At 66.3% G+C, this 18,781-nt stretch carries 14 protein-coding genes; 3 read left to right on the plus strand and 11 right to left on the minus strand.

Translation table 11 applies throughout. The features are described from left to right. Positions 1 to 23: 23 nt before the first annotated feature. Positions 24 to 1,205, minus strand: a complete 1,182-nt coding sequence (locus ATCM_RS06800) for a putative peptide maturation dehydrogenase (RefSeq protein WP_132863633.1) — start codon at positions 1,203 to 1,205, stop codon at positions 24 to 26. A gap of 122 nt (positions 1,206 to 1,327) precedes the next feature. Here ATCM_RS06800 and ATCM_RS06805 point away from each other — a divergent pair, with 122 nt between their 5' ends. After that, positions 1,328 to 1,669 (plus strand): NHLP-related RiPP peptide, encoded by a 342-nt coding sequence (locus tag ATCM_RS06805; RefSeq protein WP_132863635.1) that lies wholly within the window; start codon positions 1,328 to 1,330, stop codon positions 1,667 to 1,669. On the opposite strand, the gene ATCM_RS06810 is transcribed toward ATCM_RS06805, so the two are convergent. The 4 genes from ATCM_RS06810 to aceB form a co-directional block, all read right to left on the minus strand. Then, complete coding sequence (locus ATCM_RS06810; protein WP_132863636.1) at positions 1,624 to 4,242, minus strand: putative peptide modification system cyclase; 2,619 nt, start codon at positions 4,240 to 4,242, stop codon at positions 1,624 to 1,626. The two genes, ATCM_RS06805 and ATCM_RS06810, sit on opposite strands and share 46 nt — an antisense overlap. Positions 4,243 to 4,263: 21 nt before the next feature. Next, positions 4,264 to 5,196, minus strand: coding sequence for a GGDEF domain-containing protein (locus tag ATCM_RS06815; RefSeq protein WP_243693970.1), 933 nt, complete (start codon positions 5,194 to 5,196; stop codon positions 4,264 to 4,266). A gap of 262 nt (positions 5,197 to 5,458) precedes the next feature. After that, positions 5,459 to 6,790 carry an isocitrate lyase gene (gene aceA, locus ATCM_RS06820; RefSeq protein WP_132863639.1) on the minus strand — a complete coding sequence of 444 codons (1,332 nt, stop codon included), beginning with the start codon at positions 6,788 to 6,790 and terminating at the stop codon, positions 5,459 to 5,461. A gap of 40 nt (positions 6,791 to 6,830) precedes the next feature. Beyond that, positions 6,831 to 8,471, minus strand: coding sequence for a malate synthase A (gene aceB / locus ATCM_RS06825; RefSeq protein WP_132863640.1), 1,641 nt, complete (start codon positions 8,469 to 8,471; stop codon positions 6,831 to 6,833). Positions 8,472 to 8,579: 108 nt separating this feature from the next. On the opposite strand from aceB, the gene ATCM_RS06830 reads away from it, so the two are divergent. Together ATCM_RS06830 and ATCM_RS06835 are read left to right on the plus strand one after the other, a co-directional pair. Further along, on the plus strand, positions 8,580 to 9,548 hold the full coding sequence (locus ATCM_RS06830; protein ID WP_132863642.1) for a LysR family transcriptional regulator: 969 nt from the start codon (positions 8,580 to 8,582) through the stop codon (positions 9,546 to 9,548). A gap of 86 nt (positions 9,549 to 9,634) precedes the next feature. Continuing rightward, the gene (locus tag ATCM_RS06835; protein WP_132863643.1) at positions 9,635 to 10,546 is read left to right on the plus strand and encodes a LysR substrate-binding domain-containing protein; all 912 of its coding nucleotides are present in this window, start codon (positions 9,635 to 9,637) and stop codon (positions 10,544 to 10,546) included. A gap of 157 nt (positions 10,547 to 10,703) precedes the next feature. Here ATCM_RS06835 and ATCM_RS06840 read toward each other — a convergent pair whose 3' ends face one another. The 6 genes from ATCM_RS06840 to lepB all read right to left on the minus strand — a co-directional run bounded on the left by ATCM_RS06840 (position 10,704) and on the right by lepB (position 18,528). After that, a complete protein-coding gene (locus ATCM_RS06840) occupies positions 10,704 to 12,014 on the minus strand; it encodes an MFS transporter (protein ID WP_243693971.1) in 1,311 nt (436 codons plus the stop codon). A 322-nt stretch (positions 12,015 to 12,336) separates the two neighbouring features. Then, a complete protein-coding gene (gene dld / locus ATCM_RS06845) occupies positions 12,337 to 14,034 on the minus strand; it encodes a D-lactate dehydrogenase (protein WP_132863645.1) in 1,698 nt (565 codons plus the stop codon). Next, a complete protein-coding gene (gene lldD / locus ATCM_RS06850) occupies positions 14,031 to 15,170 on the minus strand; it encodes an FMN-dependent L-lactate dehydrogenase LldD (RefSeq protein WP_132863646.1) in 1,140 nt (379 codons plus the stop codon). Before lldD ends, dld begins: the two co-directional genes overlap by 4 nt. Positions 15,171 to 15,174: 4 nt before the next feature. Next, the gene (gene lldR / locus ATCM_RS06855; RefSeq protein ID WP_132863647.1) at positions 15,175 to 15,939 is read right to left on the minus strand and encodes a transcriptional regulator LldR; all 765 of its coding nucleotides are present in this window, start codon (positions 15,937 to 15,939) and stop codon (positions 15,175 to 15,177) included. Between the two features lie 53 nt (positions 15,940 to 15,992). Continuing rightward, positions 15,993 to 17,651 carry an L-lactate permease gene (gene lldP / locus ATCM_RS06860; protein WP_132863648.1) on the minus strand — a complete coding sequence of 553 codons (1,659 nt, stop codon included), beginning with the start codon at positions 17,649 to 17,651 and terminating at the stop codon, positions 15,993 to 15,995. A 256-nt stretch (positions 17,652 to 17,907) separates the two neighbouring features. Beyond that, positions 17,908 to 18,528: a signal peptidase I gene (lepB, locus tag ATCM_RS06865; protein WP_132863650.1), complete on the minus strand. Its 621-nt coding sequence runs from the start codon at positions 18,526 to 18,528 to the stop codon at positions 17,908 to 17,910. Positions 18,529 to 18,781: the final 253 nt, after the last annotated feature.

Genomic DNA, 18,781 nt, shown 5'->3' on the forward strand with positions numbered 1-18,781 from the left:
GGCCCCGGGGGGCCGGTGACAGCTCAGGCATCGACTCCCGGCGCCCGCCAGATCTGCTCCGTCGGATCAAGCTCCATCGTTACCATCTCGGTGCTTCGCCACCCAAAACCACAGACGGCCAGTACGCCCTCCTTCATCGGGTCCAGGCCGAAGGCCTGCTCCAGCAGGCCTTCATTGATCGCACAAGTGACGTAGGCGCCCAGACCGGCGTCGGTCGCCGATAGATACAGCGTCTGTGACAAATGTCCGGCCTCCAGCACCACGGCGCGATAGGCCTTGGCATGATGCCGATACTTCCAGAAGTTGCGGGCATAACGCGGAGCCAAGGCAACCAGCACCTGTGCATCGGCGAACCAATGCTGTTGCGCCAGCGCGTCCAACATCAGTGCCGCCACTGGCCTGGTCAGGCCAGGCAGCGGCTCCAGCGCATGCGCCATCGGCTGGTAGTGATAGGCACCGTCAGCCAGCCCCTGGACATTACGGATCAGCAGGTAAGCCTCGACCGGGTGCAATCCGCCTCCGGAAGGGCTGCTCTTCTTGAGGAACACGGTGTCATCAGTTACCCGTTCTGTCGCACGGACACCGAACACGCGACCAAGCAGCTGCGACAGCAAGGCCAGCGGAAGTGGCCGTGCAGTGTCGAAGTTGCGGCACGTCACGCGCCGCGCCAGCAGCCGGTCGAGCGCGTTGTCCGCTTCCGTCGGCAGCATGACCTGCTCGCTCTCCTCCACGCGGCTGATTGCTTCAGAGGGTGGCGGACCGAGCTGCTGCCTCAGTTCAGCGGCAGTGGTCGTACCGGTCTCCTGCATGGCTTGCACCGCATCAGCATCGTCCCACCGCGTGAACGCATGGAACGTGGCTGCCAGCGGATGCCAATACCCCGCCCGCAACGCCTCATCCTGCTGACGGAACGCCGCATGGCGACGGTGTCGCGCGATCACCAGTCCCTTGAGCAGCAAGGAATGCAGCAGTGGCCTCATGTCCCCGGCGAACGCGGCTGCCTCGGTCCATGCCTCCGGACTGATCCTGCCGAGCAGCATGCACTCTGCCTCATCAATGTCCACCTCATGGCCGAGATGCGGCGCCAATGCCACCCAATGTTGCCGCCGGACCAGTCCATCGCTCCCAGCCAACAATCCAGCCAGGTTGAACTCAACCCTTTCCCGGGGCTCCAGATGCAGGATCGAACAACGCCTTACCTTCACACTTTCCCCTCATCGAACGTATAGTTGTGCGATCACTGAATGGGGAGTTGCAGCCTGCACTGCACCGCGCAGCGCACCGCTCCCTGCCTGGAAATCGAGCAGAAACCCGCAAAGGACACAACATGGCGACGAAGAATCCCAGTACTCCGGTCGCACCCGTCGCACTTGAACCTGCCATTGCCGATCGCCTGCTTGACCTGCTGAGTACGGACAATGCGTTCCGCCGTGCGTTCCGGAAGGACCCGGCAGCGGCCCTGGTACAGATCGGCCACGCGCCGACGCAGGGGAATGTCGACGCCGAGCTGGCTTTCCTCCGCGCGAGCCTGACCGTGCAGCATCTGGCAACCAAGGAGCGCATCGCCAAGGCACGCGCCGAAATACGCCGCATGCTCACCCAAGGCCTGGCGATGATCCCCATTCAATTGAATGTGGAAAGCAAGGCCTCGCGACGGGTCCGCAAGTAGTCGGGCAGCGCCCGGGTCTTCCAGTCGCCATCAAAGCGCTCAAGCTCGCTGCGCGCATCCACGCGGCGCCCAAGTTGGTCCAGCAGTTCGATCCTGCGGAGCCGGGCCAGATTTGCGTCGGCGACGTTCAGGCTTTGACCACACCAGCCACAGCCGCCGAACTCAGCGTATGCCCAGCCTCGGTTTGAAGTCAGCCACTGGGCCTGGCGCAGGGCCGCATCGGCGTTACCCTGGGTCGCATAGGCCTCCATCAGGGCAACCCGCAACTGGAAGGATTCATGCTGCCCATGCATGGACAATAGCCCTTCCAACGCCTGCGCGTTCTTCCCGGCAGCCATTGCCTCGCGCGCCCGGAGCACCTGCAGGAACCCGCTCACCGGCTGCATCGCGGCGAGCTGTGGCGCCGTTTCGAGCCGGGCGATCAACTGCCTTGCCGGCGCATGGTCGCCCAATCGCTGAGCCAGTACCGCCGCATGGGCAGCGGTCGCTGCCTCGGTACGCGCCGAAAGCCCCGCTGCACCATCAAGCGCGGCGATGGCATCGTGCACGACATTTCGGCTCGTAGCCAAGGCGGCATGACGATCACCGGACAGCCAATGCAACACCGCAATCTGCACCTGCCCCTGTCGATGCCGGCTGCCATCAGCAGGCAAGGCCTGCAGTAAACGTACCGCCTCCGATGACGCTGCCTGCAACGCGCCTTGGTCCAGGTAGTGTGAGACGTGATCGAAATGCGGGGCAGCCAGTTTGGCATCGCGCGGCCACAGCCGCTCGGCTTCCTGGAAGTCGCCCTGCGCGGCGCGCAGGTTAGCCTGCCATACCGATGCCGTCACCAGGCCGCTCTCGCTGGCGCGCGCGAATGCGGCATTGGCGTCCTCATAGTGTCCCAATGCCAAGGACATGCGTCCGAACGCTTCCTGGGACAGTGGCGCGAATTCGTAAAGCGACTCGGCTGCACGACGGATATACGGCAACCCTTCTTCGAAGCGGTTCTCCATTTCCATCGCATAGCCGGCATTGGCGGCGGCAGCATGAAAATCCGGATACAGATCCGACATCTGCCGCCACTTCTCGTATGCATCACCCGGGCTGTTGATCTGCACTTCCCACGCCTGCAGATACATCACCTCGCGTGGCGACAGGCGAGCAGCCATCTGCTGGACTTTCTGCAGGCTCAACAAGCCCTGGGGCAGCTGCTCGGTTGCATTGAGCGAACGCAGCATGCCCAGGTGGGCCAGCGCGAACTCCTTGTCCCGCGATACTGCATGCTCGTACAACCCCAGTGCCTGCTTGAAGCGGCCATTGCCGTACGCGCGCTGGGCCATGGCGTAGGCGCGCAGCGCATCCAGGTCGTGGGTACTGACCTCCGGCAGCGGCCGCGAATTACGCTTGATCGAAGCCAAGGCTTCGCCGAGGCGGCTACGCAGGCGTGTGGTCACGACATCCACCGAGTCCAGCGCCGAGTCGATTCCGCGGCCGTCAGCGAATTCGGTGTAAACCGTGCTCTGCGTCATGGGATCGATGACCTCGGCGGTGACACGCAAACGCCCCCCCACTTCAGTGACCACCGGCAGAATCACCGCGCGCGCACCATCGCGCAACGCGACTTCCGAGGCCACCACGCGATCCAACACGACCTTGTCCGGGTCCCTGCGCATCCGCGCCAGAGTGTCACGCAGCTTCAGGTCACTGACCACGTTGACGTATCTGGACTGTTCCAGGCTGATGCGGAATGCCTGCTGCAATGAATCGTCCAATACCGTCTGCCCGGTCAGGTTGCGCAGGTCGCCAACCACCACCCAATCGCGTTCGGCGAACGCCAATGCCGGCTCGGGTCTGATGATGGACCAGCCCACGCCACACAGTACCGCCAGCAGTGCCACCTCGGCCATCAACGCAACGGGACGGCGCCATAGCGGCAGCTCGCGCCGGGCCTTGGCCGATCCCACAGGCATGCGCATCAGCACTTTCCCGGCCTCCCCCACTTCGAACACTTCCTGGACCGTCGGCACGCCTTTGAAACGCCAACGCCCGTGTGATTTCCAGTGCAGCCGTGCCGCGTGTTCGCCAAGCACCTGCAAGTTTCCCCGCAGCAACGATTCGGCAACCGAGGAGAGCAGGATCTGGCCCGGCCGCGCGAGGTTCATCAACCTCGCCGCCATCGACTTGGCAAGGCCTTCCACTTCCAGCGGCTTGGCGCCCACGGCAACGGCTTCGTCGCTGTTCTGCCACGACAGCACATAGCCCACGTGCAAGCCCACCCGCGCCTGCAGCGACAGGCTCCGCTCCGCCCCCAGCGCCTGCAGCGCCTGCTGGTAGTCCAAGGCGAAGCCCAGGCCACTTGCCGGAGCGTCGAAGAGCAGGAACATGCCGTCGGAGCGGTCGATCAGGCGGCCGTTCCAGACCTGAAGCAGCTGCAGCACGCGGCTGTCCAGGTCACGGAACAACTCCGCCGCGGCGTTGTCGCCGATCCGTTCGATCAGCGCCACCGAGTCGCACAGGTCGGTCAGTACCAGCGTCCTGAGCTGGCGATGAGCCAGCACGGATTCGTTGTCGTCAATCTCATCTGCCATGTCGTTGCTCTCTGCGGTCCATCAGCCCGCGAACCACTGGGCGCGGTTGCCGCCCAGGCGCTTGGCTTCGTACAACGCCTGGTCCGCGCGCGCGTAGGCCTCGTTCCAGTGGTAGGTCGCGTTGACCAGCGACACGCCGATGCTGACCGAACGCGCGCCGGGCTCCGCCCCCGGGAACGCGGCCAGGCTGCGCATCGCATCAAGGATGAACTCGGCGGTGCGCATCAGGTGCAGCGCATCGGTGCGGCACAAAAGCACGCAGAACTCATCGCCGCCGAGGCGACAGGCCAGGTCGTCCTGGCCGACCACCGAGTCGAGGATGCGGGCCAGGCGCTGCAGCGCCTGGTCGCCGGCAAGGTGGCCATGGCGGTCGTTGAGCCCCTTGAAGTCATCGCAGTCGATCAGCAGCAGGCCCTGCGGACGCTGCCCGGAACGGTGCGAGCGCTGCAGGTAGGCGGTCAGCGAGCGACGGTTGTGCAGCCCGGTGAGGTCGTCGTTGTAGACCATCTCGCGGGTGTGGTTGAGCTCGTGAGTGGCGCTGTAGAGATTACCCAGCGCCGCTTCCAGTTCCTGGTTGCGGCGGCTGAGCTGGCCGATCAGGCGCTGCTCGCTGCCGACCACGCGCGAGACCGTGCGGCGCAGGAAGAACACCACCATCGCCGGGTCCTGCTCGATCAGCTGCTCGAACCCTTCCTGGGTCAACTCGATCAACTGGGTCTCGCAGCTGGCGCGGGCATCGGAGCTGCGCGGGTGGCGCTCCATCAGCATGGCCAGCTCGCCGAAGAAGTCATTGGCCGCCAGCTGCTTGGCCGGCAGGCCGGGACCGAAGTCCAGGCAGATGGCACCGCTGACGATAATGTACATCGAGGTGCACAGGTCGCCACGCCGGAACAGCACCTGGTCCGCGGCCAACCGGCGGCGGACGCCGAACGAAGCGAACAGGGCGAACTCCATGGGCGAAAGCTGGGCACGCAGCGTCGATCCCCCTGCGGCCGACAGACCTGCGGGGGGATCCGCCTGCCTGGCCAGACCCCCGGACACCATGCCGCTCATTCCCTGCCTCATGGACCCCCGCCATGCACGGCGGGTTGGTTCACGAGGTTATCACTAAAATAAACACCCATCCACGCTGTTTCAGCATGAAAGTGCAAGGACGCAAATCACAAAAAGGAAGGGGCTCGTAAGAGCCCCTCCAAAACAACCGGACAAATCTGACTCAGGCAGCCACTTCCGCCTGGAACTGCTCCTCCTCGGTGGAGCCGGTCAGCGCGGTGACGCTGGAGGCGCCGCCCTGGATCACCGTGGTCACGTCGTCGAAGTAGCCGGCCCCCACTTCCTGCTGGTGCGAGACGAAGGTATAGCCCTTCTCGCGCGCGGCGAACTCCGGCTCCTGCACCTGTTCCACGTAGTGGCGCATGCCCTCGCCGCGGGCGTAGTCATGGGCGAACTTGAAGGTGTTGAACCAGTTGATATGGATGCCGGCCAGGGTGATGAACTGGTACTTGTAGCCCAGCGCCGCCAGTTCGTCCTGGAACCGGGCGATGGTCTTGTCGTCCAGGTTCTTCTTCCAGTTGAACGAGGGCGAGCAGTTGTAGGACAGCAGCTTGCCGGGGCTGGCGGCGTGCACGGCCTGGGCGAACTCGCGGGCGAAGCCCAGGTCCGGAGTGCCGGTCTCGCACCACACCAGGTCGGCATGCGGGGCATAGGCCACGCCACGGCTGATCGCCTGTTCCAGGCCGTTCTTCACGCGGTAGAAGCCTTCGGCGGTGCGCTGGCCGGTGACGAACGGCGCGTCGTTCGGGTCAAAGTCGCTGGTCAGCAGGTTGGCAGCCTCGGCATCGGTGCGGGCCAGCACGATGGTCGGCACACCCAGCACATCGGCGGCCAGGCGTGCGGCCGACAGCTTCTGGATCGCTTCCTGGGTCGGCACCAGCACCTTGCCGCCCATGTGGCCGCACTTCTTCACCGCGGCCAGCTGGTCCTCGAAATGCACCGCGGCGGCGCCGGCGGTGATCATGTTCTTCATCAGCTCGTAGGCGTTGAGCACGCCGCCGAAGCCGGCCTCACCGTCGGCCACGATCGGCAGGAAGAAGTCGATGGCGTCCTCGGCCTTGACCTTGCCGTCGATGATGTTCTTCCACTGGATCTCATCGGCACGCTGGAAGGTGTTGTTGATGCGGCGGACCATTGTCGGAACCGAATCGTAAGCGTACAGCGACTGGTCCGGGTACATCGTCTCGGAGGTGTTGCCGTCGGCGGCCACCTGCCAGCCGGACAGGTACACCGCTTCCAGGCCGGCCTTGGCCTGCTGCATCGCCTGGCCGGCACTGATCGCGCCGAACGCGTTGACGTAGCCCTTCTTCGCACCGCCGTTGACCAGGTCCCACAGCCGCTGCGCACCGCGCTTGGCCAGGGTGTACTCCGGTTGCACGCTGCCGCGCAGGCGCACCACGTCGGCGGCGCTGTAGGTGCGGGTGATGTGCTTCCAACGCGGGTTGTTGTCCCAATCCTGCTGCAGGGCGTCGATCTGTTGCTGGTAGGTGCTCATCGTTGCGTCCTCGAATGATCGTGATGCGTAAGGGGGAAGGTCAGTCGATCTGCCGGTAGGCCGGCAAGGTCAGGAACTCGGCCAGTTCATCGGCGCGGCTGAGTTGGTCGAGCAGGCCGATGGCCTGGGGGATGCGGCTGCCGCCGGGCAGCGCGGCGGTGTCGCCCAGCCGTGCCGGCAGCGCGCGCAGGGTACTGTCCAGCAAGGCCAGGTCGATGGCGGTGCCGTCGTCCAGGTGCTGGTTGCCGGCGTGCAACCATTGCCAGATCTGGCTGCGGCTGATCTCGGCGGTGGCCGCGTCCTCCATCAGGTTGTGGATGGGCACGCAGCCATTGCCGTCCAGCCAAGCGGCCATGTAGCGCACGCACACCTCGACGTTGTTCTCGAAGCCGGCGCGGCTGATGCTGCCGCTGCACGGTGCGACCAGGTCCTCGCGACCGACCTGCACGTCACGGCGCAGCACGCTGTGCTGGTTGGGCGTGGGCATGTGCTCGTCGAAGATCGCCCTGGCCACCGGGATCAACGCCGGGTGCGCGACCCAGGTGCCGTCGTGGCCGGCGGTCACTTCACGCAGCTTGTCGGCACGCACGCGCGCCATCGCCTGCTCGTTGGCGGCGGCATCGTGGTTGATCGGGATCTGCGCGGCCATGCCACCCATCGCATGCGCGCCACGGCGGTGGCAGGTCTTGATCAGCAGTTCCGAGTAGGCCTTCAGGAACGGCTGGGTCATGGTCACCTGGCCGCGCTCGGGCAGCACCTTGTCGGCGTGGCGACGGAAGGTCTTCAGGTACGAAAAGATGTAGTCCCAGCGGCCGCAGTTCAGGCCGACGATGCGGTCGCGCAACGCGTGCAGGATCTCGTCCATCTCGAACACCGCCGGCAGCGTCTCGATCAGCACCGTGACCTTGATCTGCCCCTGCGGCAGGCCCAGCATGCCCTCGATGTGCGACAGCGCGCATTCCCACAGCGCGGCCTCCTCCATCGACTGCAGCTTGGGCAGGTAGAAGTACGGGCCGCGGTCGATCTCCATCAGCGCATGCGCGTTGTGGAAGGCGAACACCGCCGCGTCGAACAGGCCACCGGCAATCGGCTGGCCGTCGATCAGCACGTGCTTCTCGTCCAGGTGCCAGCCGCGCGGGCGCACGATCAGCACCGCCTGCTCGTCATGCGGACGCAGCGTGTAGTGCTTGCCCGGCTTGTCGTTGGCCGCCGGCGCGGTGAACGCCAGGTCACCGCGCACCGCGCCGATCATGGTGCGCTGGCCGGCCAGCACGTTGCGCCAGGTCGGCGAGGTGGAGTCCTCGAAGTCGGCCATGAACACCTTGGCGCCGGAGTTCAGCGCGTTGATGACCATCTTCGGGTCGGTCGGGCCGGTGATCTCGACGCGGCGGTCCTGCAGCGCCGCCGGGATCGGGGCCACCGTCCAGTCGCCCTCGCGGATGGCGCGGGTGTCGTCGCGGAAGTCCGGGCTGCCGCCCTGGTCGAAGAAGGCCTGGCGCTGGCCGCGCGCGGCCAGGCGCGCCTGCCGCTCCGGCTCCACCGCGCGGTGCAGCGATACGAGCAGCCCCAGCGCACCGGCCGGCAACAGCTCGGACTGGCCGGCCAATTGGGTGGTCACGGTGATGCCCGGGGTCGGGCGGGGGGGGATCGTGGCGGCGACAGCGTGGGCGACGGCGGACATCGGAGGTTCCTGCGGGTGTCGGGGACTCCAACCTGCCGCCGCAACGAGGTATTTAACAAAACAGTTTTTGCAATCTTTTTTATAAGTTGTGCTAATACTTGATCTGCCATGCCCAAGAAGACACCCGTAAACCCGCGTTTTTCCTACAAGTCGGACCGGCTCAAGCCGCTGCGTGCATTCCTGCAGACAGTTCGACTCGGGTCAGTTTCGCGGGCATCGGAGGCCCTGTTCGTCAGCCAGCCGGCAGTGAGCCTGCAGTTGCAGGCGCTGGAACGGGAGCTGGGGATGGTGCTGTTCGAGCGCAGCGGGCGACGCCTGGTACCCAGCCGCGAGGGTCAGCTGCTGTACGACATGGCCCAGCCGCTGGTGGAGAGCCTGGACGGGCTGCTGCCGCGCTTCCGCGAGAAGGTCGGGGGGCTGGATGCGGGCGAACTCAACATCGCCGCAAATTCGTCGACCATCCTGTATCTCCTGCCCAAGATCGTCGAAAACTTCCGCCGCCAGTACCCCGATGTGCGCCTGACCCTGCACAACGCCATCAGTGCGGACGGCACCGACCTGCTGCGCAGCGATGCCGCCGACCTGGCCATCGGTTCGATGATGGATGTCCCGGCCGACCTCAGCTACGCGCCGGTGTACCGCTTCGACCAGGTGCTGATCACCCCGCCCGACCACCCGCTGGCGCACAAGAAGCAGCTGAGCCTGGAAGACCTGTCGCCGTGGCCACTGATCCTGCCGCCACGCCGGCAGATCACTTGGCGGCTGGTGGATCTGGTGTTCCAGCAACACCGCGTGCCCTACACGGTGGCGCTGGAGGTCGGCGGCTGGGAGGTGATCAAGCAGTACGTGGCGATGGGCATGGGCATCTCCATCGTCACCGCGCTGTGCCTGAACGATGCTGATCGCGGCAAGCTGGTCACCCGTGCGATGGGCGACTACTTCCCTTCGCGCAGCTATGGCGTGGTGGTGCGGCGGGGCAAGGTGCTGTCGCCGCAGGCGCGCGCGTTCGTGGAACTGATCCAGCCGGACCTGTTCGCGCCACGGCAATACGACGACACCGGGCCTTCGGAACGCTGAGCCCGCGCACGACGGCGCGCATCGCCATCGCCCCCATTCGCGGTGGAGTCCGGCGACAATCACCGCACCTTCCCCGGAACCGGCGCATGTCACTGGAACTTCGCCACCTGCGCTACTTCCTCGCCGTGGCCGACACGCTGCACTTCGGCCGCGCCGCCGAACGCCTGGGCATGTCGCAGCCGCCGCTCAGCCAGCAGATCCGCCAGCTGGAAACCCTGGTCGGCGCGCATCTGTTCGTGCGCAGCCATCGCCGCGTGCAGCTCACGCCGGCCGGTGAAGTGCTGCTGGAGCAGGCGCGCGAGATCCTCCAGCGCGTCGATACCGCGGTGGACAGGGTGCAGCGTGCGCAGCGCGGCGAAAGCGGCGAACTGCGCGTCGGCCTGACCCGCGCCACCCCGCTGCTGCCGCAGATCCCGCGCGCGTTCTTCGCTTATCGCCAGCAGCGCCCGCAGGTGCAACTGCAACTGCGCGAGATGAACAGCCTGCGCCAGATCGATGCGTTGCTGGCCAACGAGCTGGACGTGGGCATCATCCGCAAGCGGGTGCTGCCGTCGGAGCTGGTCGCCAAGCGCCTGCTCGACGATCCGCTGGCGCTGGTGGTGCATGCCACCCATCCCGCGCTGGCCGGCAAGGATCCGGACACGGCTACGTTGTCCCTGCGCCAGTTCGCGCTGGACCCGTTCGTCGGCTTCTCGCGCGATGCCGGTGCCGGCATCCACGACCATGTGATCACGCTGTGCCGCAACGCCGGCTTCAGCCCGCGCATCGTGCAGGAGGCGGGGGAATCATCAACCCTGATCAGCCTGGTCGCGGCGGGACTGGGGGTGTGCGTGCTGCCGTCCTCGTGCAGCCATATCCAGGTCGACGGCGCCTGCTTCGTCGCGCTGAGTGATCGCGGCGCGACATCGGAAATCCAGCTGGCGTGGCGACGCGAAGCGGTGACGCCGCTGATGCGACAGTTCATCGGCTTGATGCGGCAGGAAGTGGTGCGGGGCTGAAGGCGTTTACCTCTACCCCTCCCCAACCCTCCCCTTGGCTGCGCCAAAGGGAGGGGGCAGAAGCGCCGCTTCGCAGTGATCTGATCGACCCGCATGACCCCCCCCTCCCTTTGGCGCAGCCAAGGGGAGCGCTGGGGAGGGGTAACGCTTTTGGCTCTCAACGCCCGACCGCCGCTTGCACATCGCTCGTCGCCTGCAGGTGACGCCATACCTGCCAGGCCGCCCCCACGCCCGCCAGCGTCAGTACCAGCACATAGCCACACACGCCGATCCAGCCCCAGCGCGTATAGAACACGCCACCCAGCGCACCCAGCAGGCTGGAGCCCAGGTAGTAGGACAGCAGGTACAGCGCCGAGGCTTCGGCACGCAGGGCGCCGGCGCGCACCCCCACCCAGCTGCTGGCCACCGAATGCCCGCCGAAGAAGCCGAACGTGACCACGGCGATACCCAACGCCATCGTCCACAACCACGGCAGCATCAGCAGCAATACGCCGCCCACCATCAACGTGAACGACAACGTCAGCACCGGACCGCGGCCCAGGCGATTGGCCAGCTGGCCCATCCACGCCGAGCTGAAGCTGCCAACCAGATAGACGATGAAGATCAGGCCCACCACGGTCTGGCTCAGGCCGTACGGCGGCGCCATCAGGTGATAGCCCAGGTAGTTGTAGACGGTGACGAACACCCCCAGCAGCAGGAAGCCGCAGGCAAACAGCCACGGCAACGCCACATCGCCGAACACGCCGCCGAAACGTGCGGGCAGCCGCGCCGGTTCGGCATGACGGGCACGGAAATGGCGCGAAGCCGGCAGTTGCGTCCACAGCGCGAACGTGGCCAGCAGCGCGATCACCCCCACCACGCCGATGCCGGCGCGCCAGCCCCCGTGGTCGGCCACCACGCCGGCGATCAGGCGCCCGCTCATGCCGCCCACCGCATTGCCGCCGATGTACAGGCCCATGGCCAGGCCCAAGGCGCGACTGTCCATCTCCTCGACCAGCCAGGTCATCGCCACCGCCGGCACACCGCTCAGGCTGACGCCCAGCAGTGCGCGCAGCACCAGCAGGGTGTTCCAGTCATCGACCATCGCCGTGGCCAGGATCAACAGTGACGAAACCAGCAATGAGGCCACCATCACCGGGCGCCGGCCCACGCGGTCAGAGAGGATGCCGGCCCCCAGCATCGCCACCGCCAGCACGCCAGTGCTGACCGACAACGCCAACGCGCTGTTGGCCGCACTCACGCCAAAGTGGTGGCTGAAGCCGGGCAACAGCGCCTGCACGCAGTACAGCACGCCGAAGGTGGCGAAGCCGGCCATGAACAGCGCCACCACCGCACGCCGGAACGCCGGCGTGCCTTGGCGGATGTGGGGTTGTTCGACGGTGGCGGTCAGCGCAGTCGCAGGCGCCAGGGAATCACGGCAGGTTGGCGTGCCGTTGTGTTCGAGTTCCATCGCATCGAGGCACATCACCGGGCCGCTTCATTGGAGATGCGGGAAGCTTGGACCTGTTGAGCAGGTCGATCCATAACCTGTTGTGTACGGATTGATATGCAGGGAGTATCGATTCAGGAGTCAATGCCGATGCCGATGCCGCGCCCGCGCCCGCGCCGAACTGTATGACGGCGGATGCCGTCCCTTCTCCCGTGTACGGGAGAAGGTGCCCCGAAAGGGGCGGATGAGGGCAGCTTTGGCTCTTGGCTTTGGCCTTTGCCTTTCCAGCTAGAAGCTTCCCCTCACCCCACCCCCTCTCCCGCTCGCGGGAGAGGGGCTTAAGCAAAGGCATGAGCAAGATTCAGCAATCACAGCCCTTCCAACCGGGCTGCTTGCTGGTCTGGCCGATGCCGGGATTGAAGGTATTGCTCGGATCAAGCTGCTTGTAGAACTGCGCCAGCGCCGGTTTGGCCGGATAGAGATGGCCGACGTTGTGCTCGGCCGGGTATTCCGCGCCACGCGCGTCCAGCAACTTCCACATTGCATGCTCGATCGCCATCGGGTCCTCGCCCTTGCGCGCGATGTAGTCCTGATGGAACACGTGACACAGGAAGTGGCCGTAGTACAGCTTGTGCAGAAGACGTGCATCCAGCTCGGCCGGCAACTGCTCGAACCACTCACGGTCATCACGGCGCAGCGCGATGTCCAGCGCAACGATGTCCTGCACCTGCGTGCGATGCACTTCGCGATAGCGCACGGCTGCACCAGCAACGGCGAAGCGGTGCAAGAACGCCTTGCGCCCTTCTTCCGGCGTGCAATGGAAGTAGTCGCCTTCATGCCTGGCGAAGAACTCCCGCAGCCAGGCCTCGGTCACCGCCGCATCCTGTGCCGACACCTTCAACAGCAGATGATGCTCGTAACGCTGGCGAAACCCGCCCATGCGCGCCGGCAGATGCGAAGGCAGCAGGCTCGTCAGCAGCTGCATCATCCGGTCCGTGACACCGCGCAGGCCAATGCGCTCGAACCAGCCATCGACACGGCTCTTCAACGCGAACGCCGCCGGCACCCGGGCAGTACCCAGCTTGTCGATCAGCAGGAAGGTGTCCTTGCCGTAACGCTCGCCGATGTCATAGGCGACGCGATGGATGTACTCGCCGCTGATCGGCAACCGCTCGAAGCCGGTCAGCAGATGCCGGCGAATGGCGGTCAGACTCTGCGTCTGGTTGCTGCCGATGTAGAACACTTCGGCCGCTTCCCTGGCAAACGTATCCAACCGCACCGCGAACACCGCGAGCTTTCCCGCCGAACCCGCCGCCTCGTAATGGCGGCTCGCATCGGCATTGAAACGTGCCGGCGTGTCCGCATCCACCCGCCGCACCTGTTCGGCGTAATGCGGATCGGACGCGGCCCGGCCGGACTCCAACTGCACGTCCGCGGCGCTGTAGTCGCCCGCCTGCACGCGCTGCAGGATCTCCTCCGGGGTGTCGCCCAAGGCAATGCCCAGGTGATTGACCAGCTGCAGTTCGCCGGCAGCATTCACCTGTGCGAACAACGCCATCTCGGTGTAGGCCGGCCCTCGCCGCACCAGCGCCCCCCCGGAGTTGTTGCAGACACCGCCCAACACTGAGGCACCGATGCATGACGAGCCGATCACCGAATGCGGCTCACGCCCCAGCGGTGCCAAGGCCTGCTCCAGCCGGTCCAGCGTCGCACCGGGCAGGCACAGCACCTGGCGACCACCGTCGAGCAGTTGCACGCCGGTCAGCCGCAGCGTGCTGATCAATACGACCGGCCGGCCGTAGTCGTCGCCATCCGGCGTGGAGCCACCAGTCAGGCCGGTGTTGGCCGCCTGCAGGATGACCGCCGCACCGCCCTGCACCGCAGCCTGCAGGGCGCGCCACATTTCCAGCAACGTCCCCGGCCGCACCACCGCCAGCACCGGGCCATCGCCGAAGCGGTAGCCCTTGCGGAAGCGACGCGTGGCCTTGTCGCCGGTCAGCACGTGGCCATTGCCCACGGCCGCACGCAGCTGCGCCAGCAAGGTGTCGTGCATGCTCATGCCAGGTTGACCAGCGAATCGCGGCTGATGTCGGCGATGCGGCGCGCGCCGGTCAGCGTCATCGCCACGCGCATCTCCTTGGCGATCAGGTCCAGCAGGTTGGCCACGCCGGCCTCGCCCTGCGCGGCCAATGCATACACGAAGGCGCGGCCCAGCAGCACGCTGTCGGCACCGAGGGCGAGCATGCGCACCACGTCCAGGCCGTTGCGGATGCCCGAGTCCGCGAGGATCTTCAGGTCACCCTGCACCGCATCGGCGATGGCCGGCAAGGCACGCGCGGTGGACAGCACGCCATCAAGCTGGCGACCACCGTGGTTGGACACCACGATGCCATCTGCGCCGAAGCGCACCGCGTCGCGTGCGTCGTCCGGATCGAGGATGCCCTTGATCACCATCGGCCCCTTCCAGAACTCGCGGATCCATTCCAGGTCCTTCCACGAGATGGAGGGGTCGAAATTGTTGCCCAGCCAACCGATGTAGTCGGCCAGCCCGGTCGGGTGGCCACGATAGGCGGAGATGTTGCCCAGGTCGTGCGGACGACCGAACAAGCCCACGTCCCACGCCCAGCGGGGATGGGTCATGGCCTGGCCGATGCGGCGGACGCCGGCATTCGGCCCGCTCATGCCCGAATGCGCATCGCGGTAGCGCGCGCCGGGCACCGGCATGTCGACGGTGAACACCAGCGTGGTGACCCCGGCCGCCTGCGCGCGCTCCAGCGCGTTGCGCATGAAGCCACGGTCGCGCAGCACGTACAGCTGGAACCACATCGGCCGCTTGATCGCCGGCGCCACTTCCTCGATCGGGCACACCGACACCGTGGACAGGGTGAACGGGATACCCCGGCTGTCGGCCGCGCGCGCGGCCTGCACTTCGCCGCGACGGGCATACATGCCGGTCAGCCCGACCGGCGCCAGGGCCACCGGCATGGCCAGTTTCTCGCCGAACAGCTCGGTTTCCAGGCTCAGGTCGGACATGTCGCGCAGCACGCGCTGGCGCAGCGCGATGTCGGACAGATCGGAAACGTTGCGTTTGAGCGTGTGTTCGGCATACGCGCCGCCATCGATGTAGTGGAACAGGAACGGCGGCAGGCGACGCTGCGCGGCCGCACGGTAATCGGTGGAGGCGGAGATGATCATGGGGTCAACCGTGGGGGGAAGGCAGGCGCGAGGCGCGTGCACGCCGCGCCTCGTTCTCATCGAGCGTGCGCAGCGTGGTGTGCACGAAGGCGAGGTGGGCATGCGCGGCGGCGCGCGCGCGTTCGGGATCGCCGGCCAGCACCGCGTCCATCATCTCGCGGTGCTGGTCGGACAGTGGCGAAAACGTGGTCGCCGAGGTGTAGAGCTTCTCGCGGCTCTGCGAGATGTTGGTCTGCAGCAGATCGAACAGGCCGCGCATCACCTGCAGCAGCACCAGGTTGTGCGAGGCCTCGGCGATGGACAGGTGGAAGGCTGCATCGGCCTGCGCCTCCCCGGCCGGGTCGTCCTTGCCGTGCGCGTCCATCATCGTCTGGAATGCCTGGGTGATGCGTACGCGGTCATCGTCGGTCGCACGCAATGCGGCATGCCAGGCGGTGGCGCCTTCCAGTGCATGGCGGATCTCCAGCACGTCGAAGCGGTACTCCGGGTCACCCTGGAACAGCGGCAGGTAAGGGGCCAGTGGCTCATCCAGTGCCTGCCGCGCACGCGCGGCCGGCTCGGCGACGAAGGTGCCGCCGCCCACCCGCGCCACCAGCAGGCCCTGGCTGCCCAGCTGGGCGATGGCCTCGCGCAGGGCCGTGCGCGACACTCCCAGCTGCACCGCCAGGGTGCGCTCGGCGGGCAGCCGGTCGCCCGGCTGCAGCTGTTGTTCGTCCACCAGCGCGCGCAGCTGCGCGGCCACCTTGTCGGAGATGCGTTGAGTGCTCATGCCGACATTGTGGCCCGAAGCCCATGGGCGGTGGCTGGCAGGCTGTCCATGGCTCAGGGAATCATCCAGGTCAGCCAGTACGCCTGCGCGGTGGTGATCAGGCCGACCATCACGGTGAAGATCAGGCTGTGCTTGACGGTGAAACGGAACAGGTCCGATTCCTTCCCGGCCAGGCCCACCGCCGCACAGGCAATGGCGATGGACTGCGGCGAGATCATCTTGCCGGTGACGCCACCGGTGGTATTGGCCGCCACCAGCAGCACTTCGGACACGCCGATCTGCTGCGCGGTGGTGGCCTGCAGTGCCGAGAACAGAGCGTTGGACGAGGTATCCGAGCCGGTCAGGAACACGCCCAGCCAACCGAGGAACGGCGAGAAGAAGGTGAACGCATCGCCGGTATGGGCCAGAGCCAGTGCCAGCGTTGCCGACAGTCCCGAATAGTTGGCGATGAAGGCGAACGCCAGCACCATGCCGATCGAATAGATCGGCGTCTTCAGTTCGTTGACGGTTTCGCCGAAGGTACGCACCGCCGCGCGCAGCGGCATGCGCAGGTAGACGATGGCGATCACCGCGGCCAGCATGATCGCGGTGCCGGTGGCCGAGAGCACGTCGAACTTGTAGACGGCCTCGTACGCCGTGGGCGCGGGAACAATCGGCGGCATCTTCTGCACCAGCTGGTCCAGGCCTGGCACCGGCAGTTTCAGCACCCAGCCCTGCAGCGGGCCGCCGGCGGCAAACAGCGCCTTGAATGGCTTGATGCTCCACAGCGTGACCATCGCGGTCAGGATCAGGAATGGCGACCACGCCTTGGCGATCTGCCGGGCGCTGTAGGCCGGTGCGTCCAGCGCCTGTGCGGCGGCAGCGGCGCTGGCTTCGGTCTCGAAGCGGAAGATGCGCTTGGGCTGCCAACGGCGCAGGAACAGCGTCAGGCACACCAGCGATGCGAGCGAGGCGGTGATGTCCGGCAGTTCCGGGCCGATGAAATTGGAGGTCAGGTACTGCGCGATGGCGAACGAGCCACCGGCCACCAGCACTGCCGGCCAGGTTTCCTTGACGCCGCGCCAGCCATCCATGATGGCCATGATCCAGAACAGCACGATGATGGTCAGGAACGGCAACTGCCGGCCGGCCATCTGCCCGATCTCGAAGGCGTCCAGCCCGGTGACCTGGCCGGCGACGATGATCGGGATGCCCATCGCACCGAACGCCACCGGCGCGGTGTTGACGATCAGGCACAGGCCCGCGGCATACAGTGGCTTGAAACCCAGCCCGACCAGCAATGCGGCGGTGATCGCCACCGGTGCACCAAAGCCGGCCGCGCCTTCCAGGAACGCGCCGAAGGCAAAGCCCACCATCAGCATCTGCAGGCGCTGGTCCTCGGTCACCGACAGGATCGAGGCTCGGATGATGTCGAACTGGCCGGTCTTGACCGACACCTTGTACAGGAACACCGCGCCGATGATGATCCACGCGATCGGCCACAGGCCGTAGATGAAGCCATAGCCGGCCGCGCCCAGTGCCTGCGCCACCGGCATCCGGTAGAACAGCAGCGCCACCGCCAGCGCGATGGCCACGGTGATCGTGCCGGCCAACCAGCCCTTCATCCGCAGCACGGCCAGGGCCAGGAAGAAGAAGGCGATCGGCAACAGCGCGATCAGGCTGGACAGCCACAGGTTGCCAGCGGGGTCGTAGAGTTGTTCCCAGGGCTGCATGCAGGTTCTCGACAGAGGCGGAAGCGGCCACCCGCAGGTGGAGTGCCGTGGCCGCATTATTGGTAATACCAATAATGAAATGATCCGACCAACGAAGCGCGATTGAAGCGCTGTTTCCGCAAAGATCCTATTAGACCATAGGGTTACTAGGATTTATTGGTAATACCAATAGTCACCGCGGCCGGAACGTCATCCACGAAAAAGCCGGCGACGTTTCCGTGCCGGCTTCGTGCCTCCCAGGTGTTAACCGCCCGCGTTAAAGCCGCAGCCACTCCAGGCCTTCGCCCCGCCGCCAATACACCGCCACCGCCTTGCCGTAGACCTTGCCGGCGTCCATCAGGCCGAAGAAGCGCCCATCGAAGCTGTTGCCGCGATGGTCGCCCAGCACCAGCAACTTGCCCTGCGGGATGGTGATGCCGGTGATGTCCGGGCCACCGCCGTCGGCCAGGTCCAGCCGTACCGCCTTGTCGCCGAACAGTTCCTGGGCGACCTGCCGCTGCAACGGCTGCCCATTGATGTGCAGGTAGCCTCCGTGCAGTTCCACCCGGTCGCCGGCCACGGCCACCACTCGCTTGACCAGGCGCGTGCCGTCGGCCGGCGAGTCGAACACCGCCACGTCGCCACGCCGGGGCTGCCCGGTCGCCAGCACCTGCAGCTCGGTGAAGGGCAGGCGCAACCCGTAGGCGCGCATGTCCACCGCGACCCGGTCACCGGGCTGCAGGGTCGGCTGCATCGATCCACTGGGCACCTGGTAGTGGTTGGCCAGGCTGTCGCGGGCGGCGCCCATCAGCACCAGCATCACCGCCAACGGCAATGCCTCGCGACGCAGCCAGGCCAAGGCGGGATGGGGTTTGCGCGCGACGGTCGTCTCGTTCATGGCACGTTCCTGAGGGAAGACAAGGCAGTGGACTGGCAGGAAGGAGCGAAGTTCTCCGGCAGGAGTGGCCCTGGCCGGCAGACCGATGGCTGCTGGCGCCCCGCGATGTCCGGGCATTTCGACGCAGCATTGTCAGCGGCTTCGCGGCCGAGGCCGCTCCTGCGGCGATGGCAGCGCTACGCAATCTTTACGCGTACACCCCTGCTCCGACGTAGCGGTGTTACCTGCCCGGCGCGCATCGTGTCACCACCGC

Origin of the sequence: Stenotrophomonas sp. ATCM1_4, assembly GCF_004348115.1 — a bacterium.
In the GTDB taxonomy this organism is placed as follows: Bacteria; Pseudomonadota; Gammaproteobacteria; order Xanthomonadales; family Xanthomonadaceae; genus Stenotrophomonas; species Stenotrophomonas capsici.

Excerpts from the sequence above, each read along its gene's own strand:
- ATCM_RS06805 (WP_132863635.1), top strand. The coding sequence starts at position 1,328 with ATGGCGACGAAGAATCCCAGTACTCCGGTCGCACCCGTCGCACTTGAA.
- ATCM_RS06810 (WP_132863636.1), bottom strand. The coding sequence starts at position 4,242 with ATGGCAGATGAGATTGACGACAACGAATCCGTGCTGGCTCATCGCCAG.
- ATCM_RS06815 (WP_243693970.1), bottom strand. The coding sequence starts at position 5,196 with ATGGAGTTCGCCCTGTTCGCTTCGTTCGGCGTCCGCCGCCGGTTGGCC.
- aceA (WP_132863639.1), bottom strand. The coding sequence starts at position 6,790 with ATGAGCACCTACCAGCAACAGATCGACGCCCTGCAGCAGGATTGGGAC.
- aceB (WP_132863640.1), bottom strand. The coding sequence starts at position 8,471 with ATGTCCGCCGTCGCCCACGCTGTCGCCGCCACGATCCCCCCCCGCCCG.
- ATCM_RS06830 (WP_132863642.1), top strand. The coding sequence starts at position 8,580 with ATGCCCAAGAAGACACCCGTAAACCCGCGTTTTTCCTACAAGTCGGAC.
- ATCM_RS06835 (WP_132863643.1), top strand. The coding sequence starts at position 9,635 with ATGTCACTGGAACTTCGCCACCTGCGCTACTTCCTCGCCGTGGCCGAC.
- dld (WP_132863645.1), bottom strand. The coding sequence starts at position 14,034 with ATGAGCATGCACGACACCTTGCTGGCGCAGCTGCGTGCGGCCGTGGGC.
- lldD (WP_132863646.1), bottom strand. The coding sequence starts at position 15,170 with ATGATCATCTCCGCCTCCACCGATTACCGTGCGGCCGCGCAGCGTCGC.
- lldR (WP_132863647.1), bottom strand. The coding sequence starts at position 15,939 with ATGAGCACTCAACGCATCTCCGACAAGGTGGCCGCGCAGCTGCGCGCG.
- lldP (WP_132863648.1), bottom strand. The coding sequence starts at position 17,651 with ATGCAGCCCTGGGAACAACTCTACGACCCCGCTGGCAACCTGTGGCTG.
- lepB (WP_132863650.1), bottom strand. The coding sequence starts at position 18,528 with ATGAACGAGACGACCGTCGCGCGCAAACCCCATCCCGCCTTGGCCTGG.